This window comes from Streptomyces sp. (assembly GCF_036524955.1).
Classification (GTDB): Bacteria; Actinomycetota; Actinomycetes; order Streptomycetales; family Streptomycetaceae; genus Actinacidiphila.
Genome location: NZ_DATDBG010000199.1, coordinates 1 through 17,437, shown reverse-complemented (window position 1 = coordinate 17,437; position 17,437 = coordinate 1). Strand labels below are relative to the sequence as shown.

Here is a 17,437-nt window from a genome sequence, read left to right as displayed (position 1 = left end):
CGGGATGACGAGATTCCACGCCTTGACCAGCGCGTCCCCGACCTTCTCGTACCACTTCTTGTTGTGGATGCCCGCGTCCGACGCCTGGTCGAGCTGCGTGGTGAGCACGCCCACCGCCGTGTCGCGGTTGTGGCCCGCCGTCTCGGCCTTGGACTTCAGCTCCGCCAACTGCGCCTGGATACCGGCCAGCTGGCCCGCCACCTGCTGCTGGTGGGTGTTGGCCTGCTGGGCGTTGCGGGTGGCCCGGCGGACCTCGTCCGGGTCGGGCGGCGGGACGCCGCCGCTCTGCGACCCCGGGTTCTCCAGCTTGGACTTGGCAGCGCCTGCCCGGGTCGCCGCCTCCTTCGCGCGGCCCAGCTCCGCCTGCTTCCGGGTGAGGTCGCCGCGCAGCAGGCGGGCCTTGGCGAGCGCACCGTCGGCCGTCGACTGCTCGGTCTCCAGCGAGCGGGCGAACGTCACCAGCGCGTCACCGGCCTGCCCGTAGGAGTCGTGCAGCTTGGTCAACTGCCCGGGGAGCTTGCCGATCTGCCCGCGGAAGGCCTCCGCCGCCTTGCCGTTCCACTCGTCCAGGGTGTGGTCCTTCGCGGCGTTGTTGAGCAGGCCCTGCACCGTGGCGACATCGTCCGCGAAGGTCTGGAAACGACGGCCTTGGGCGCGGATCTCGTACACGTCCCCCGGAGTCGGGTCCTCGTGCAGGTCCAGGTTGTGCCAGTCGGTGGGTCGCGCCATGGCTCTGCTCAGCTCGCTTTCTCGGACCGGTCGGGCGACGGCTGCCGGACGAATCGGAAGGTGGCGCAGATGCCGTCGAAGAGCTCCAGCATGGGTTCCGCGAGAGCGAGTTGGGGGGTCGCCGCGCTGATCACGGCGACCCGCGGGTCGCCGTCCGGAAACGGGACGAAGGTCTGTGCCATGGCCATGCGGACGGTGCGCGTGTCGTCGGGGAGCACCACGTCCTCGATGCCCTCGCTGCGGGCGGCGGTGCCGGCGTCCGGCAGGTCAACCAGACGTACCCGCCGCCAGGGGTCGGTGGGCCGTCGGCCGGGCGGGAGCTGCTTCAGGGCCGCCATGATCGGTCCGAGGCCGCCCCTGCCTTCGCTGTCTTCTTCGTGGGCGCCCACCACCGAGACGGTCAGGCTCGCCGTCAGCGGCGCCTCGTCGTCGACCTCTGCCATGGCACCGAAGTACAGGACCCCGCTGTTCCAGGCCTCGTCCGCCACCCGGCGCAGGGTCCGTACCAGCTCCGCCCGGCTTTCGGCGAGCTCGGGGCGCTCCTGTACGCGGGCGCGTACGACGTCGCGGATCGCCTGATCGCGCGTCGCGGGGTGGATGTCGAACTCGTACCAGGAACTCGGGACCAGGATGTTCACGCCGTGCACGGGCTGGGTCGCGGTCGGCCCGCTCATCGGACGCCGTCTCCCGGATGCTGCTGCTCGTGTTTGAGCAGGGCGTTCTTCAGTTCCTCGTCGGTCTTGGTGATCTGGTCCACGACCGATTGCGCCATTTTCGCGACGCTGTCCAGGCCGCCGTCGATCTCCTTGCGGCCGTCCCGCCAACCGTCCATGAAGCCGTTGAGGGCGTCCAGCGCTCTGGCGGAGCCGAGTTCCCCGTGACCGAGCGCGCGGTCGACCTGACCGGTGTCATCCATCCGTTGCTTGATCGACTTGAGATCGTGGGCCAGATCGCTGAGCCCGATCAGGCTGAGCGTGAGGTCTCCTTTGGAACCCATGACTCCCCCGTTACGCGGATTCGCTTGTGTTCTCTGTGAGAGAGAACTGGCTAGGCCGGGCAGCCTATCGGCTTACTGGGGCGGGGGGACGGCTGGGCCGCGGGTCTACGGGGCCGCAGGCGTCCCGAGGGCCGGCGAAGCTCCGGGGCCTTGCCGGGCCGGAGGCCGCGGGGGAACGGCGGCCGGCCCGGACATGGGGCTCAGCGGTAGTTGACGAACTGGACCGCGAAGTCCAGATCCTTGCCCTTGAGGAGGGCCTGTACCGCCTGCAGGTCGTCCCGGCTCTTGGAGCTGACCCGCAGCTCGTCACCCTGCACCTGGGCCTTGACGCCCTTGGGCCCCTCGTCGCGGATGATCTTCGCGACCTTCTTGGCGTTCTCCTGCGAGATGCCTTCCTCGATCGACGCGAAGATCTTGTACTCCTTGCCGGAGAGCTGCGGCTCGCCCGCGTCCAGCGCCTTCAGCGAGATGCCCCGCTTGACCAGCTTGGTCTCGAAGACGTCCAGGATCGCCTTGACGCGCTCCTCGGAGTTCGCCTCCATGAGGATCTTCTCGCCCGACCACGAGATCGACGCGCCGACGTTCTTGAAGTCGTACCGCTGGGAGATCTCCTTGGCGGCCTGGTTGAGGGCGTTGTCGACCTCCTGCCGCTCGACCTTCGAGACGATGTCGAAACTGGAGTCGGCCATCTTCAGTGGGCTCCTTGGCTGTGTGCATCGGTTGCACTGGTTTGATCGGTTCGATCGGTTTGATCGGTTCCATCGACGTTCCGTCGATCCGCGGCCCAACCCCTGTGGCCGCCACCCGCCAGCCTAGGCCCTGCCGCACCGCTCGGTCCGAATCGCGCCCCCACCACCCGCCCAGGTCCAGGGCCGCTACGCCCCCCGCTCAGCTGATCAATCCAGTGGCGAACCACCCCCGCACATCGGGTATCGTTTACGTCGTCGCCACGGAGCCGCACACCCTGCGGAACCCTCCGGGGCGCCATCCCATGGCGGTATGCCCGAGTGGCCAATGGGAGCGGACTGTAAATCCGTCGGCTTAGCCTACCGTGGTTCGAATCCACGTGCCGCCACACCTCTGAGGGGCCTGTGACCAGCGCTTTTGCTGGGCGCAGGCCCTTCGGTCGTTCCCGGTGCGCGGGTGATCGAAAAGTGACTCACCCACCACTGTGTCTCACCGTGAATCGGGTGCCGACCAGGGCCGGATCAGCGGCCGATCACCTGGTCGATCGTCTCCGCGATCGGAGTGCTTCCGGAGGTGAGATTGAGTGTGAGGCCGGCCGTGGCGGGGGCGGTGAGGAGGGCGGCCAGGGTCGACGCGACGTCTTCGCGGGGGACGGGACCGCGGCCGGCGTGGGTGGGGGAGAGGGCGATCAGGCCCGTCCCGGGCGAGTCGGTGAGCGTGCCGGGGCGCAGGAACGTCCAGTCCAGGGAGGTACGGGCCCGGATCGCGTCGTCGGCCTCGCCCTTCGCGCGGAGGTAGGCGGTGAAGACGGGGTCCGCGCCGGTCGCGTGCGCGTTCGCGCCCAGGGAGGAGACGACGAGGAAACGGCGTACGCGGGCGCGTTCGGCCGCGTCCGCGAGGAGGACGGCCGCCGCGTGGTCGACGGTCCGTTTGCGGGCCGCGCCGCTGCCCGGGCCCGCGCCCGCCGCGAAGACGGCCGCGTCGGCGCCCCGCAGCACCGCGGCCACCTCGTCCACGTCGGCCGATTCGAGGTCGAGGACGACCGGCTCGGCGCCCACCGCCCGTAGGCCGTCGGCCTGGGCGGGGTTGCGGATCAGCCCGGCCGCGCTGTCCCCGCGGGCCGTGAGCAGACGCTCCAGCCGGAGGGCGATCTTTCCGTGTCCACCTGCGATCACCGTACGCATGCCGCGACGTTACGCCTGGCGGTGCGCCTGACGCGGCAGGTCGAGGGCGGCGTTCGCGGAGTCACAGTATTCGCGTACGGCGCTGGTCCGGGAGACGACCCGGCCACGGTGGATGACGACGCGGCTGTAGGCGAGCGAGAGGACGGCCGCGACGTTGTCGCCGCGGACCGCGAGGAGCTCGGCGGGGAAGCCGGCCTCGACCCGTACCTCGGGCAGGCCCAGGACGGCGCGGGCCTGGGTGCTGATCATCTCGTACGACCCGTCGGGGGCGCATTCTCCGTGAGTGGCGAGGAGGAAGGCCGCTTCCAGGGGGTCGCCGCGGCCCACCGGGTTGGCGAGGTCGCCCAGCGCGCCGCTGCCCGCCGCGACCCGCACGCCGGCCGCCCGCAGGCGCCGTACCGGAGCGACGCCCCCGCGGTCCAGGACGCCGCAGCCGCCCTGCGGCAGGGCGACCACCGAGATACCGGCGGCGGCGAGCCGGGCGGCGGCCGAGGCGGCGGCCTCCGGAGGGAGCGCGGCGAGCCCGTGGCAGGGGCCGAGGGTGACGCCGGGGCGCAGGCCGCCCGCCATCGCGGCCAGGCGGGCGAGCCGGCCGGGGTCGGCGGCGGCCGTGTGCAGGTCGACGGGCACCCCGAACTCGGCGGCCAGCGACAGGACGGCCTCCACGTACCCGCTCGGGTCGGGGTCGAGGTCGGGGCAGCCGCCGACCACCGACGCGCCCATTTTCAACGCGTCCCGCAGCATCGAAAGACCGTCCGCGCCCGCGGCGCCGGTGAGGACCCTCGGTACCGCGACGGCCTGCACCTCGATCAGACCGAGCAGGGCCTGGCGGGCCTGGAGGACGGCCTCCAGCGCGCGCAGGCCCGGTACGTCGCCGATCCGTACGTGGCTGCGCAACGCCGTGGCGCCGTGGCCGAGTTGGAGGAGGGCGGCCTCGGTGGCGCGGCGCTGTACCTCCGGAGTGTCGCCGGGGGGCGGGCCGGCCGCGGTGAGGGCCAGGTCGAGGTGTGCGTGCGGTTCGGCGGGCGCGGGCAGCAGAAGGTAGCCGCGCAGGTCGATCCGGGTGCCGTCGGCCGGGCGGTCGGCCGGGGCGGCGAGGCTGCCCGCGGTGCCGACGGCCTCGATCCGAGGGCCGCTCAGCCGTACGTCGACGGTGCGGCCGTCGGTGAGGCGGGCGCCGCACAGCAGCAGGGTGTTCCTGTCCGCGGGAGCGGAGTCGGTACCCCGGGGGTCGGTGCTGCGGGGGGTGGCGCCCGGGGCGTCGTGCGGGCTCTGGCGAGGGCTCACCTGAGGGCTGTCGTGCGGGCCGTCGGTCATCGTGCTCCTCCGGGGCGGGCCGCTGCGCGGGGCGGCGGGAGGCAAGATCACGCGAACCGAGCGTAGGGCTCGCCACCCGGGCAACGCGGCGGGGCTCGCCGGGGAAGCGGGGTGGGGCTTTCCGGGGGGGCGGAGCCCCTCCGCCTTCCGCAGGGGGCGGGCACCCGTGGGGTGTTTCCCACCCCGCAGCCAGTGCGGATTCGACCTCCTCCGCCGGTCCACCTGCGGAAGCTCCCCGCCGCCGGCGGCTGCGGCCGGTCTCCCGGCCCGCCGGGTCGCAACCTGCCCCGAGGACAAGGCCTGGAGCGTCCGATGTGCCCCAGGGGATACGGATTTCACGTATCGCTGCGGACCGTGTAATGTCTTCCTCGCTCGCCCCAATAGCTCAGTCGGTAGAGCGTCTCCATGGTAAGGAGAAGGTCTACGGTTCGATTCCGTATTGGGGCTCTGATGGATCGGTTCCCCGCCGCGCAGGCGGGGGCCAGTTCGTCATAGCGGCGTAGCTCAGTCGGTAGAGCAAGCGGCTCATAATCGCTGTGTCACCGGTTCAAGTCCGGTCGCCGCTACTCTCCGTAGCCGATTGCGGGTTCGGTCCCTCGATCGGCTACTCTTTCTGTGTTCATTTCACCCGTTCGTCAAGGAGCACTCACGTGGCCGCCACCGACGTCCGCCCGAAGATCACGCTGGCCTGCGTGGAGTGCAAGGAGCGGAACTACATCACCAAGAAGAACCGGCGTAACGACCCGGACCGTCTTGAGATGAAGAAGCACTGCCCGCGTTGCAACGCGCACACCCCGCACCGCGAGACGCGCTGACGCCGACGACGGGTGCAGGCTGTTCCGGCCGGAGCCGACGCTCCACGCACTTCACGCTGGTGTGCGCCGCAGGCGTACGCCAGACCGTAGCCCCATCGCGAGGCCGTCCCCGTAGCACTGCCGGGGGCGGCCTCGCGGCATGTGCCGACGCGGTACGGACCGACCCTGCGCGAACCGACGGCGCTCGTACCGCATCTGCTCGTACCGACGTTTCCGTACCGGACCCGTACCGGAGGTGCCTATGGCCCTGGACCAGTCCTTCGTGGGGCGGAGTTATCCGCCCACCGCCGCCTATGAGGTGGGCCGGGAGAAGATCCGCGAATTCGCCGAGGCGATCGGCGACGAGAATCCGGTGTACACGGACCCGGAGGCGGCCAAGGCGTTCGGCCACCCCGATGTGATCGCGCCGCCGACGTTCGCCTTCGCGATCACCTACAAGGCGGCGGGGGTGGTGGTCTCGGACCCCGAACTCGGGCTGGACTACAGCCGGGTGGTGCACGGCGACCAGAAGTTCGCCTACACGCGTCCGGTGCGGGCCGGAGACCGATTGACCGTCACCTCCACGATCGAGCGAATCAAGTCGATGGCCGGGAACGACGTCCTGGACATCCGCGGTGAGGTGCACGACGAGTCGGGCGAGCACGTGGTGACCGCGTGGACCAAGCTGGTCGCGCGGGCGGTGGACGAGGCCGACGACGCGTCGGCGGCGAAGGGGGAGGGAGCCTGATGGCGGCGACGATCGCGTACGAGGACGTCGAGGTCGGCACCGAACTGCCCGCGCAGACCTTCCCGGTGACGCGGGCGACGCTCGTGCGGTACGCGGGCGCGTCAGGAGACTTCAACCCGATTCACTGGAACGAGCGGTTTGCCCGCGAGGTCGGGCTTCCCGACGTGATCGCGCACGGCATGTTCACCATGGCCTCGGCCATCCGGGTGGTCACCGACTGGGTCGGTGACCCGGGGGCGGTGGTGGAGTACGGCGTACGGTTCACCAGGCCGGTCGTCGTACCGGACGATGATCAGGGCGCGGTCGTCGACGTCACCGCGAAGGTCGCCGCCAAACTCGACGACCACCAGGTCCGGGTGGACCTTCTGGCCATGGCCAACGGCCAGAAGGTGCTTGGCATGTCGCGCGCGGTGGTGCGGCTCGCCTGAGCGGGCGCACCCGCACGCGTTCCGCGGACTGGATCGGCCGGTTCGACGACGCCGGCGATCCGGGACGGGTCGTCATGGACCTGTCGGGCGCCCACGTCCGGGACGCCTCCTCGGTCGCCGCGCTGGACGTGATCACCGCCACGTACGGGCAGCGCGGCAAGAAGGTGGAGATCACCGGGCTGAACGCGCCCAGCGCGCGCCTCCACGGCAGGCTCAGCGGGGAACTGGCCGGTAGCCACTGACCGGCCGGGTCCGCGCACCGCTTGACCAGGATAGTGATTGGTCACTAACTTAGTTCCATGGTCCGGATGAGCGCGGAAGAGCGGCGGGAGAGCGTCATCCGTGCGGCGATGAGCGCGTTCGCACACGGCGGCTACAACGCCACGTCCACGGAGGCGATCGCCCGCCGGGTCGGCGTCTCGCAGCCGTATCTCTTCCGGCTCTTCCCGAACAAGCAGGCCATCTTCCTGGCGGCGGCCGAACGCTGCCTGGAGTCGACCCGGCAGGTCTTCGTCGACGCGGCCGAGGGGCTGGCGCCGGAGGAGAAGCTGACGGCGATGGCCAACGCGTACCAGAAGCTGATCCACGACGATCCCGAGCGGCTGCTGATGCAGATGCAGATGTACGCCGCGGTGGCCGCCGCCGAGGCGGCCGGGGATCACGAGTTCGGGGCGGCCGTCCGGCGGAGCTGGCAGGAGCTCTGGGACACGATCCACCTGGAGCTGGGGGCCGACACCGACGAGACGACGAGCTTCCTGGCGTACGGGATGCTCATCAACACGCTGGTGTCGCTGGGGTTTCCGGCCGGCCATCGCGTCTGGGAGGGATTCTCCGAGGCCCCCCTGCCCGAGTGACGGGGCAAGCGGGCCTACGGGACCCGATGTCGGTCTCCGGATCGGTGAGTGGGCTTTTTCTGCGCGCGAAAGTTAGTAATCAATAACTAACAAACAGGGGAAAGCAATGAACCAGCTATCCGCACCACGACCGGCCGGTGCCGCCTGGGCGCTGGTCATCACCAGCGTCGCCGGATTCATGGCGGCTCTCGACAACCTCGTCGTCACCACAGCGCTGCCGTCCATCCGGCAGAGCCTGGGCGGGGCGCTGTCGGATCTGGAGTGGACGGTGAACGCGTACACGCTCACCTTCGCCGTCCTGCTGATGTTCGGTGCCGCGCTGGGCGACCGGTTCGGGCGGCGGCGGCTGTTCATCGTCGGGCTGGCGATCTTCACCGGGGCGTCCGCGGCGGCGGCGCTCGCGCCCGGGATCGACGCGCTGATCGCGGCGCGGGCCGTACAAGGCGTGGGAGCGGCGATCATGATGCCGCTCACCCTCACCCTGCTCACCGCGGCGGTGCCCGCCGAACGCCGCGGGATGGCGTACGGGATCTGGGGCGCCGTGAACGGCCTGGCGATCGCCAGCGGGCCGCTCATCGGCGGTGGCCTCACCGAACACATCTCCTGGCACTGGATCTTCTGGCTGAACGTGCCGATCGGGGTGGCGCTGCTCCCGTTGGCCCGGTTGCGGCTGGCGGAGTCGTACGCGCCGCACGCGCGCCTCGACGCCAAGGGGACCGCGTTGATCAGCCTCGGACTGTTCGGGATCGTGTACGCGCTGGTCAACGCGTCGACCCACGGCTGGACCAGCGGGGTGGTGCTCGGCGGGCTGATCGGAGGGGTCGTGCTGATCGGGTGCTTCGTGTGGCACGGGTTCGCCGCCGCGCGGCCCATGCTGCCGATGCGGATGTTCGCGAAACGGGGGTTCTCCGCGATCAACGCGGCGAGCATGCTCATGCTCACCGGGATGTTCGGGTCGATCTTCCTGCTCAGCCAGTTCCTGCAGACCGTGATCGGCTACGGGCCTACGGAGGCGGGGCTGCGGATGCTGCCGTGGACCGGCATGCCGATGATCGTCGCGCCGATCGCGGGGATCGCCTCCGACCGGATCGGAGGGCGGCCTGTGGTGGCGGCCGGGCTGGCGCTCCAGGCGATCGGGCTGGGGTGGTTCGCGCTCGTCCTCTCGCCGGAGGTGTCGTACGCGGCGCAGTTGCCGGCACTGGTCATCAGCGGGACCGGGATGGCGATGTTCGTGGCGCCGGCCACGAATCTGCTGATGGGGTCGGTACGGGGAGCCGAACAGGGGATCGCTTCCGGGGCGAACAACGCGCTGCGGGAGGTCGGGGGAGCGCTCGGGATCGCGCTGCTCGGGTCGATCTTCGCGGCGAACGGGGGGTACGGGTCGGGAGCGATGTTCGTGGACGGGCTTGTGCCGGCGCTGTGGGTGGGGGCGGCGATACTGTGTGCGGCCGTCGTGGCCGCGCTGCTCTACCCGCGTCGGCGGGCGGGTCTTCCGGAGGGCTCGGGTGAGGCGGCGCGTACGTTGGAGCCTGCGGCTTAGGAGGCGGGTCCCTCCGGGGGAGATGGGTGCCGGCCTCTTCTCTGAGTGCGGTGCCAAGCCTCTCGGGGTTCCCCGGAGTGCGGTGCCGGCTCTTCCCGGGGGTGCGGTGCGAGTCCTCCCGGGAGTTCCTGCCCCTCCCCCTTCCGCGGGGCGCGGGCGCTCCTGGGGGTTTCCCGCCCGCGCCACCCGTGCGGGTGTGAGGGTATGGCGGTCCACCTGTGCGTGGTGCCGCCCTCGGCGACTGCGGAGGGCGGGTGGGGACGCGCGCGCCCCCACCTCCGCTCCCGACCGTCGGCGTCCGCACGCCCGTGCACGAGACCCGCGCCCACTCCCGCATAGAGTGGGGCCCGTGCGCGTACAGGAAGAGGTTCTGCTCGGGGCGTTCACCACGTTCAGGTTGGGGGGGCCGGCCGGGCGGGTGGTGACCGCGGGGACCGACGGGGAGCTGGTCGAGGCGGTGCGGGCGGCCGACTCGCGGGGAGAGCCGGTGCTGCTGATCGGCGGCGGGAGCAACCTGGTGATCGGCGACCGGGGGTTTCCGGGGACCGCGATCCGGATCGCGACCCGGGGGCTGGAGCTCAGGGGGCGGACACTGGAGCTGGCCGCGGGCGAGGTGTGGACCGACGCGGTGGCCGAGACGGTGACCGCGGGGCTGGCCGGGGTGGAGTGCCTGGCCGGGATTCCGGGGCTGGCGGGGGCGACGCCGATCCAGAACGTGGGCGCGTACGGACAGGAAGTGTCCAGCACCATTACGGAAGTGGTCGCGTACGACCGCGAGAGCGGCCAGACCGTGACGCTGCCGAATGCCGCGTGCGGATTCTCGTACCGTCACAGCCGCTTCAAGGAGCACCCCGAGCGCTATGTGGTGCTGCGCGTGCGGTTCGAACTGGAGGACGCCGACGGGCTGTCCGCGCCGGTGAAGTACGCGGAGACCGCCCGCGCGCTGGGCGTGGAACCCGGGGACCGGGTGCCGCTGACGAAGGCGCGCGAGACCGTGCTCGCCCTCCGCAGGAGCAAGGGCATGGTGCTGGACGAGGCCGACCACGACACCTGGTCGGCGGGCTCCTTCTTCACCAACCCGGTGCTGAGCACGGCGCAGTACGCGGCGTTCCTGGCGCGGGCGCGCGAGCGGCTCGGCCCGGACGTGGAACCGCCCGCGTACCCCGCGGGGGCCGACCGTACGAAGACGTCCGCCGCCTGGCTGATCGACAAGGCCGGCTTCACGAAGGGGTACGGCACCGGGCCGGCCAGGATCTCGACCAAGCACACCCTCGCGCTGACCAACCGGGGCACCGCCACCACCGAAGACCTGCTCGCCCTCGCCCGTGAGGTGCGCGACGGCGTCCGTGAAGCCTTCGGGGTGACGCTGGTCAACGAGCCGGTCATGGTCGGAGTGACCCTTTAGGGGTCACCTGCCGCCTTGCTCGCGGGTTCCGCCCGCACCCGCTCGAACACGTCCGGTGCGACGGCCGGCCCGGCCGACAGGGCCCACGTGCCCGGCGCCGGCCCTGTCGGCGTCATGCCAGCCACGCGTCGATCCCCCCGAGCAGCCGGTCCCGCACATCCTTCGGCGCGCGCGAGGCCCGTACCGACTGCCGTGCCAGCTCCGCGAGTTCCTCGTCGGTGAAGGCGTGGGACTCACGGGCGATCTCGTACTGGGCGGCCAGGCGGGAGCCGAAGAGGAGGGGGTCGTCCGCGCCGAGGGCCATCGGGACGCCGGCTTCGAAGAGGGTGCGCAGCGGTACGTCCTCGGCCTTGTCGTACACGCCGAGGGCGACGTTGGAGGCCGGGCAGACCTCGCAGGTGATGCCGCTGTCGGCGAGGCGGCGCAGCAGGCGCGGGTCCTCGGCGGCGCGGACGCCGTGGCCGACACGCTCTGCGTACAGGTCGTCCAGGCAGTCACGGACGCTGGCGGGGCCGGCGAGCTCGCCGCCGTGCGGGGCGGCGAGCAGGCCGCCGTCCCGGGCGATGGCGAAGGCGCGGTCGAAGTCGCGCGCCAGACCGCGGCGTTCGTCGTTGGACAGGCCGAAGCCGACGACGCCGTGGTCGGCGTAGCGGACCGCGAGCCGGGCCAGGGTGCGGGCGTCCAGCGGGTGCTTCATCCGGTTCGCGGCGACCACCAGGGCCATGCCGACGCCGGTGTCGCGGGAGGCGGTGTGCACGGCGTCGAGGATGATCTCCAGGGTGGGGATCAGGCCGCCGAGCCTGGGCGCGTACGAGGTCGGGTCGACCTGGATCTCCAGCCAGCCCGAGCCGTCCTTGGCCTCCTCCTCGGCGGCCTCGTGGACCAGCCGCTGTATGTCCTCCGGCGTGCGCAGGCAGGACCGCGCGATGTCGTAGAGCCGCTGGAAGCGGAACCAGCCGCGCTCGTCGGTGGCGCGCAGCTTGGGCGGCTCGCCGGAGGTCAGCGCCTCGGGCAGGTGCACGCCGTGCTTGTCGGCCAGGTCGAGCAGTGTGCTGGGGCGCATGGACCCCGTGAAGTGCAGATGCAGATGAGCTTTGGGCAGGCGGCCAACCTCGCGCGCCGTCGTACGTACCTCGCGTGCCATTCCAAGATCCTGCTATACCCGGGCCCCCGCTCGGAACCACTTTCTCCGAACGGGGGCTCGCCCGGGGAATTCGGCCTCCCGGCTCAGCTGTGCGCCTCGCCCAGCAGCTTCTGCAGCCGGGAGACGCCCTCGACCAGGTCCTCGTCGCCGAGCGCGTAGGAAAGCCGCAGGTAGCCGGGGGTGCCGAAGGCTTCACCGGGGACGACGGCGACCTCGGTCTCGTCCAGGATCAGCGCGGCCAGCTCGACGGAGGTGGCCGGACGCTTGCCGCGGATCTCCTTGCCGAGCAGCGCCTTCACCGAGGGGTACACGTAGAACGCGCCTTCGGGGGTCGGGCAGACCAGGCCGTCGATCTCGTTGAGCATCCGCACGATGGTCTGCCGGCGGCGGTCGAAGGCGGTGCGCATCTCGGCGACCGCCTGCAGGTCGCCGGAGACGGCAGCGAGCCCGGCCACCTGCGCGACGTTGGAGACGTTGGAGGTGGCGTGCGACTGGAGGTTGGTGGCGGCCTTCACCACGTCCTTCGGGCCGACGATCCACCCGACCCGCCAGCCGGTCATGGCGTACGTCTTCGCCACGCCGTTGACGACGATGCACTTGTCGCGCAGCTCGGGGACGATCGCCGGGAGGGAGGTGAACCGGGCGTCGCCGTAGACCAGGTGCTCGTAGATCTCGTCGGTGAGCACCCACAGGCCGTGCTCGGCGGCCCAGCGGGCGACGGCCTCGGACTCGGCCTCGCTGTAGACGGCGCCGGTCGGGTTGGACGGCGAGACGAACAGCACGACCTTGGTGCGCTCGGTGCGGGCCGCCTCCAGTTGGTCCACCGAGACCCGGTAACCGGTGGTCTCGTCCGCGACGACCTCGACCGGGACACCGCCCGCGAGCCGGATCGACTCCGGGTACGTGGTCCAGTACGGCGCGGGGACGATCACCTCGTCGCCCGGGTCGAGGACGGCGGCGAAGGCCTCGTAGATCGCCTGCTTGCCGCCGTTGGTGACCAGCACCTGGGAGGCGTCCACCTCGTAGCCGGAGTCGCGGAGCGTCTTGGCGGCGATGGCGGCCTTCAGCTCGGGGAGGCCGCCGGCCGGGGTGTAGCGGTGGTACTTGGGGTTGCGGCAGGCCTCGACGGCGGCCTCGACGATGTAGCCGGGCGTGGGGAAGTCGGGCTCGCCGGCGCCGAAGCCGATCACCGGGCGCCCGGCGGCCTTGAGGGCCTTGGCCTTGGCGTCCACCGCGAGGGTCGCGGACTCGGAGATCGACCCGACACGGGCCGACACCCGCCGTTGCGTCGCTGAGGGTACGAAGGGGGTAGCTGCGCTCATACCTGCATGGTCCCAGACCTCGCAGGTCCCCGGCACCGGAGTGCGCCCGGGCCTGTGGACAACTCGCCGTGCCGCCCGGCCCGCCCCGCGATCCCGCCGAGTCTGTGGACAACCGGCCGACGGCTGACGAGGCCGCGGATATCCTGCCGGTGCAAGGCGTTCGACGGACCGCCTCCGAACACGTACACTCATCGGTCGGTGGCCCTCCCGGCGGCATCGCTGCGGTACGTTGGGGGAGCAGCTTAGGGTCGTAGCTCAATTGGTAGAGCACTGGTCTCCAAAACCAGCGGTTGGGGGTTCAAGTCCCTCCGGCCCTGCTCCACACGTCCAGTGATGGGCGTGGGCAGGTAAGCACTCGCCGTACCGCGCGACGGGCGCGGCATGGCCACGACCCGGAGTCAGGTGAGGACGAGTGACTGAGATCACGGACTCCATCGAGGTTCCTGAGCCTGGCGCGACTCAGGATGACAAGGAGAGCGAGAGGAAGCCCCGTCGCGGTGGCAAGCGCGGCAAAAGGGGCCCTCTCGGCCGTCTTGCTCTCTTCTACCGCCAGATCGTCGCGGAACTGCGCAAGGTCGTCTGGCCGAACCGCAACGACCTGATCACCTACACCACCGTGGTCATTGTGTTCGTTGTCGTCGTCATCGCCTTCGTGAGCGTGGTTGACTGGGGTTTCTCGAAGCTCGTCTCGTACGTCTTCGGCTGATCCCGCGGCACGCGCCGGTCTACGGGCGCCTGTCCGCATGTTCCACCCCTTGAAGTCAGGAAGAAGCAGTCACCGTGTCTGACCCGAACGTGTACGACGCCGCTGCCGCCGACCAGTCCGCCGAGGGCGACGACACCGCGCTCGACATCGTCGAGGCGGCCGACGGCGACATCGGCCAGGCCGAGGCTGCGGACCTGGCCGCGGGCGAGTCCGCCGAGCACGACGCCGTCCACATCGAGTCCTCCGACGAGGAGCCGGCCGAGGACGAGGGCGCCGCGGGCGAGACCGCCGCCGAGCCGGTCGACCCGGTCGCCGCGTTCCGTGAGGAGCTGCGCACGCTGCCCGGTGAGTGGTACGTGATCCACACCTACGCCGGCTACGAGAACCGCGTGAAGTCCAACCTGGAGCAGCGCGCCGTCTCGCTCAACGTCGAGGAGTACATCTACCAGGCCGAGGTGCCCCAGGAAGAGGTCGTCCAGATCAAGAACGGCGACCGCAAGACGATCCGGCAGAACAAGCTGCCCGGATACGTCCTGGTGCGCATGGACCTGACGAACGAGTCGTGGGGCGTGGTCCGCAACACCCCCGGCGTCACCGGTTTCGTCGGCAACGCGTACGACCCGTACCCGCTGACCTTGGACGAGATCGTCAAGATGCTCGCCCCCGAGGTGGAGGCCGCGGCCGAGGCAGCCGCGATCGCCGAGGGCACCGCGGTGCCGCGCAAGGTCGAGGTCCAGGTGCTGGACTTCGAGGTCGGCGACTCCGTCACCGTCACGGACGGCCCCTTCGCCACCCTCCAGGCGACCATCAACGAGATCAACCCCGACTCGAAGAAGGTCAAGGGCCTGGTGGAGATCTTCGGCCGTGAGACGCCGGTCGAGCTGAGCTTCGACCAGATCCAGAAGAACTAGCCTCCGCTCTGACGACAGGGCCCCTGCCCGGCGGTTTCCCGCCGGGCAGGGGCCCTGTCGCGATCGCGGTCCGATGGCTCAGATGCCGTCTTGCGCGTTCAGTACGGGCAGGTAGCCGGCGGAGTGACCGAGGGCGGTGGGGTGGTAGGACTCCCAGCTCGGGAGGGCCAGGTCGTGCAGGTAGTCGTCGCCCGAGCACAGTTCGTGGCCGTTGAAGGTGGTCCGCACGTCGCCGAAGAAGAAGCCGTACGCCGCCGCGCGGCCCGAGATGACGGAGTCGATCACGTCCGCCGCCTCGTTGATCTTCCGGTGCTTGGTGTCGCTCAGACCGATGCAGAACGTGTTCAGCTTGTACATGCGCGGGTAGCCGAGAACGACCACCCGGGCGTTCGGGGCCTTGGCCCGGATCGCGCTGTAGGTCGTGTTGAGGCGGCCGGGCAGGACGTTGTTCGCGTAGGCCTCGGCCTGGTTGACCCGGTTGACGCAGTCGGTGTCCGAGCCGGTCACGCAGACGGTCATGACGTCGGCGAAGCCGGCGTCGTTCCCGCCGATGGAGATGCTGACCAGTCCGGTGGACGAACTCAGCGGCCCGAGCTGGCTGTTGGTCACGTCCGTGGTCACCGCACCGGAACACGAGGTGTCGGCGAACGAGGACGGGGCGTGCTGGTTCTTCCACAAGTACGGGTAGGCGCTGAAGCTGCGGTGGCAGCCGCCGCTGGCGCCGTCGTAGTTACCGGCGCCGTTACCGGCCGAGTACGAGTCCCCCAGAGCCACGTACGAAGGTCCGGCAGCGTGTGCCGGACCTATGCCCAAGAGGGCGACCACGAAGGCGAGTATCAACGCCGAGACGGCGGCTAAGGACTTGGTCAGTCGCAACGGGACCTCCATCGGTGGGATCACTGCCGCACCCTTCGTACCAAGCAGTAACCTTCGATGGAAGTGTTCATGCCAAAGATTCTCACTTTTGACATGTGGCTGACAGCACACTGACCTGTCCGGGTCGCGCGGCCCTCTCGGGACCGGGGGTTGATCGGCCCGGTCCGGCCCGGTCTGTCCTGTTCACGGGGCGCCGGGGCCGACCCGCTGGCCGGCGGGTGAGTTCCACGGCGCGTCGGGAGGCCGGGAACGTCCTCACGGTCCCGCGCCGCTGCGCTGACCACGGGCCTACGGGCCCCGACCTGCTCGGTTTCAGGGCTCATCGCAATACCCGTTATCGTGGTGCGGTATGCCTGCCAGCAGGCAGGCAACCTCTCACTAGGACCCGGAGAGAGCAATGCCTCCCAAGAAGAAGAAGGTCACGGGGCTGATCAAGCTCCAGATCAACGCCGGTGCGGCCAACCCGGCCCCGCCGGTCGGCCCCGCGCTGGGCCAGCACGGCGTGAACATCATGGAGTTCTGCAAGGCCTACAACGCGGCCACCGAGTCGCAGCGCGGCATGGTGATCCCGGTGGAGATCACGGTCTACGAGGACCGTACCTTCACCTTCATCACCAAGACGCCGCCGGCCGCGAAGCTCATCCTCAAGGCCGCGGGTGTGGAGAAGGGCTCCGGCGAGCCGCACAAGACGAAGGTCGCGAAGCTGACGCGCGACCAGGTGCGGGACATCGCCACCACCAAGCTCCCCGACCTGAACGCGAACGACCTGGACGCGGCGGAGAAGATCATCGCCGGCACCGCCCGCTCCATGGGCATCACGGTCGAGGGCTGACGCACGAGCTCGCGCAGTGGCCGGCCGAGGAACGAGGCCGTCCGCGGAGCGAGTGATCAGGAGGCCCGAGCGAACAAGGCGAGGGCTGACGCTCGTCCCGTACGACCCGAGGGGTGTTGGTCCACCCCTCAGTGGAAGGGCTGGCTCGGCCCGTACCACGACTTCAATCCGAACTGTAGGAGTACCCCGTGAGCAAGCGCAGCAAGTCTCTCCGCGCTGCGGACGCCAAGATCGACCGGGAGCGTCTGTACGCGCCCCTGGAGGCCGTCCGCCTCGCCAAGGAGACCGCGACCACCAAGTTCGACTCGACCGTCGAGGTCGCCTTCCGCCTGGGTGTCGACCCGCGCAAGGCCGACCAGATGGTCCGCGGCACCGTGAACCTTCCGCACGGCACCGGCAAGACCGCCCGGGTCCTGGTCTTCGCGACCGGTGACCGTGCTGCGGCCGCGGAGGCCGCGGGAGCCGACATCGTCGGCTCCGACGAACTGATCGACGAGGTGGCGAAGGGCCGGCTGGACTTCGACGCCGTCGTCGCCACCCCGGACCTGATGGGCAAGGTCGGCCGCCTCGGCCGCGTGCTCGGTCCCCGTGGCCTGATGCCGAACCCGAAGACCGGCACCGTGACGCCCGACGTGGCGAAGGCGGTCACGGACATCAAGGGCGGCAAGATCGAGTTCCGCGTCGACAAGCACTCGAACCTGCACTTCATCATCGGCAAGGTCTCCTTCGACGAGACCAGGCTGGTGGAGAACTACGCGGCGGCCCTCGACGAGATCCTGCGCCTCAAGCCGTCCGCGGCCAAGGGCCGGTACGTCAAGAAGGCCGCGGTCTCCACCACGATGGGCCCCGGCATCCAGGTCGACCCCAACCGCACCCGCAACCTCCTCGTCGAGGAGGACCCGGCGAGCGTCTGACGCCCGCCCGCACCTGCGACGTCCGGCGAACCGGCGGGGGGGGGGGGGG

Annotated in this window: 19 protein-coding genes, 4 tRNA genes and 1 pseudogene; 15 read left to right on the top strand and 9 right to left on the bottom strand. The window is 70.5% G+C overall.

All coding sequences use genetic code 11. The features are described 5' to 3' along the window. The 4 genes from VIW71_RS16490 to VIW71_RS16475 all read right to left on the bottom strand — a co-directional run. Positions 1-729, bottom strand: a 729-nt coding sequence (locus VIW71_RS16490) for a WXG100 family type VII secretion target (protein WP_333783787.1), incomplete at its 3' end; no start/stop codon positions are given. A gap of 8 nt (positions 730-737) precedes the next feature. Continuing rightward, positions 738-1,403 carry a hypothetical protein gene (locus VIW71_RS16485; RefSeq protein ID WP_331623055.1) on the bottom strand — a complete coding sequence of 222 codons (666 nt, stop codon included), beginning with the start codon at positions 1,401-1,403 and terminating at the stop codon, positions 738-740. Beyond that, positions 1,400-1,726 carry a hypothetical protein gene (locus VIW71_RS16480; protein ID WP_331623054.1) on the bottom strand — a complete coding sequence of 109 codons (327 nt, stop codon included), beginning with the start codon at positions 1,724-1,726 and terminating at the stop codon, positions 1,400-1,402. The genes VIW71_RS16485 and VIW71_RS16480 overlap by 4 nt, the downstream gene beginning before the upstream one ends. Before the next feature lie 200 nt (positions 1,727-1,926). Beyond that, positions 1,927-2,415, bottom strand: coding sequence for a YajQ family cyclic di-GMP-binding protein (locus VIW71_RS16475; RefSeq protein ID WP_331623053.1), 489 nt, complete (start codon positions 2,413-2,415; stop codon positions 1,927-1,929). 304 nt (positions 2,416-2,719) lie between these two features. Between VIW71_RS16475 and VIW71_RS16470 the strand changes: the two genes are divergently transcribed. After that, positions 2,720-2,801: transfer RNA gene (locus VIW71_RS16470), tRNA-Tyr, on the top strand. Positions 2,802-2,934: 133 nt separating this feature from the next. On the opposite strand, the gene VIW71_RS16465 is transcribed toward VIW71_RS16470, so the two are convergent. Together VIW71_RS16465 and VIW71_RS16460 are read right to left on the bottom strand one after the other, a co-directional pair. After that, complete coding sequence (locus tag VIW71_RS16465) at positions 2,935-3,597, bottom strand: NAD(P)H-binding protein (RefSeq protein WP_331623052.1); 663 nt, start codon at positions 3,595-3,597, stop codon at positions 2,935-2,937. A gap of 9 nt (positions 3,598-3,606) precedes the next feature. Further along, on the bottom strand, positions 3,607-4,914 hold the full coding sequence (locus VIW71_RS16460) for a hydrolase (RefSeq protein ID WP_331623051.1): 1,308 nt from the start codon (positions 4,912-4,914) through the stop codon (positions 3,607-3,609). A gap of 374 nt (positions 4,915-5,288) precedes the next feature. Between VIW71_RS16460 and VIW71_RS16455 the strand changes: the two genes are divergently transcribed. From VIW71_RS16455 to VIW71_RS16415, 9 genes and pseudogenes are all read left to right on the top strand, one after another. Next, a tRNA-Thr gene (locus VIW71_RS16455) sits at positions 5,289-5,361 on the top strand. 46 nt (positions 5,362-5,407) lie between these two features. Continuing rightward, positions 5,408-5,480: transfer RNA gene (locus tag VIW71_RS16450), tRNA-Met, on the top strand. 84 nt (positions 5,481-5,564) lie between these two features. After that, positions 5,565-5,729, top strand: coding sequence for a 50S ribosomal protein L33 (gene rpmG / locus VIW71_RS16445; RefSeq protein ID WP_331623050.1), 165 nt, complete (start codon positions 5,565-5,567; stop codon positions 5,727-5,729). A gap of 241 nt (positions 5,730-5,970) precedes the next feature. Beyond that, a complete protein-coding gene (locus VIW71_RS16440; RefSeq protein ID WP_331623049.1) occupies positions 5,971-6,456 on the top strand; it encodes a MaoC family dehydratase N-terminal domain-containing protein in 486 nt (161 codons plus the stop codon). Further along, positions 6,456-6,884, top strand: coding sequence for a MaoC family dehydratase (locus tag VIW71_RS16435; RefSeq protein ID WP_331623048.1), 429 nt, complete (start codon positions 6,456-6,458; stop codon positions 6,882-6,884). Before VIW71_RS16440 ends, VIW71_RS16435 begins: the two co-directional genes overlap by 1 nt. Positions 6,885-6,904: 20 nt before the next feature. Beyond that, positions 6,905-7,126, top strand: a pseudogene (locus VIW71_RS16430) (sodium-independent anion transporter); the annotation flags it as partial. Positions 7,127-7,183: 57 nt separating this feature from the next. Next, on the top strand, positions 7,184-7,738 hold the full coding sequence (locus tag VIW71_RS16425; RefSeq protein WP_331623047.1) for a TetR/AcrR family transcriptional regulator: 555 nt from the start codon (positions 7,184-7,186) through the stop codon (positions 7,736-7,738). Positions 7,739-7,844: 106 nt separating this feature from the next. Beyond that, positions 7,845-9,278: an MFS transporter gene (locus VIW71_RS16420; protein WP_331623046.1), complete on the top strand. Its 1,434-nt coding sequence runs from the start codon at positions 7,845-7,847 to the stop codon at positions 9,276-9,278. A gap of 349 nt (positions 9,279-9,627) precedes the next feature. Continuing rightward, on the top strand, positions 9,628-10,683 hold the full coding sequence (locus VIW71_RS16415) for a UDP-N-acetylmuramate dehydrogenase (protein WP_331623045.1): 1,056 nt from the start codon (positions 9,628-9,630) through the stop codon (positions 10,681-10,683). Between the two features lie 112 nt (positions 10,684-10,795). Here VIW71_RS16415 and VIW71_RS16410 read toward each other — a convergent pair whose 3' ends face one another. Then, a complete protein-coding gene (locus VIW71_RS16410) occupies positions 10,796-11,827 on the bottom strand; it encodes an adenosine deaminase (protein ID WP_331623044.1) in 1,032 nt (343 codons plus the stop codon). 83 nt (positions 11,828-11,910) lie between these two features. Beyond that, entirely contained in the window at positions 11,911-13,149 is a 1,239-nt protein-coding gene (locus VIW71_RS16405) for a pyridoxal phosphate-dependent aminotransferase (protein ID WP_331623043.1), read from the bottom strand. Positions 13,150-13,393: 244 nt separating this feature from the next. On the opposite strand from VIW71_RS16405, the gene VIW71_RS16400 reads away from it, so the two are divergent. From VIW71_RS16400 to nusG, 3 genes are all read left to right on the top strand, one after another. Beyond that, a tRNA-Trp gene (locus tag VIW71_RS16400) sits at positions 13,394-13,466 on the top strand. 95 nt (positions 13,467-13,561) lie between these two features. After that, complete coding sequence (gene secE, locus VIW71_RS16395) at positions 13,562-13,855, top strand: preprotein translocase subunit SecE (protein ID WP_331623041.1); 294 nt, start codon at positions 13,562-13,564, stop codon at positions 13,853-13,855. 74 nt (positions 13,856-13,929) lie between these two features. Then, on the top strand, positions 13,930-14,766 hold the full coding sequence (nusG, locus tag VIW71_RS16390) for a transcription termination/antitermination protein NusG (protein ID WP_331623039.1): 837 nt from the start codon (positions 13,930-13,932) through the stop codon (positions 14,764-14,766). Positions 14,767-14,844: 78 nt separating this feature from the next. On the opposite strand, the gene VIW71_RS16385 is transcribed toward nusG, so the two are convergent. Then, positions 14,845-15,642: an SGNH/GDSL hydrolase family protein gene (locus VIW71_RS16385; RefSeq protein ID WP_331623038.1), complete on the bottom strand. Its 798-nt coding sequence runs from the start codon at positions 15,640-15,642 to the stop codon at positions 14,845-14,847. Between the two features lie 397 nt (positions 15,643-16,039). On the opposite strand from VIW71_RS16385, the gene rplK reads away from it, so the two are divergent. Both rplK and rplA read left to right on the top strand, forming a co-directional pair. Beyond that, positions 16,040-16,474: a 50S ribosomal protein L11 gene (gene rplK, locus VIW71_RS16380; RefSeq protein ID WP_331623037.1), complete on the top strand. Its 435-nt coding sequence runs from the start codon at positions 16,040-16,042 to the stop codon at positions 16,472-16,474. A 188-nt stretch (positions 16,475-16,662) separates the two neighbouring features. Beyond that, on the top strand, positions 16,663-17,388 hold the full coding sequence (rplA, locus tag VIW71_RS16375) for a 50S ribosomal protein L1 (protein WP_331623036.1): 726 nt from the start codon (positions 16,663-16,665) through the stop codon (positions 17,386-17,388). The last annotated feature ends 49 nt before the right edge of the window (positions 17,389-17,437 follow it).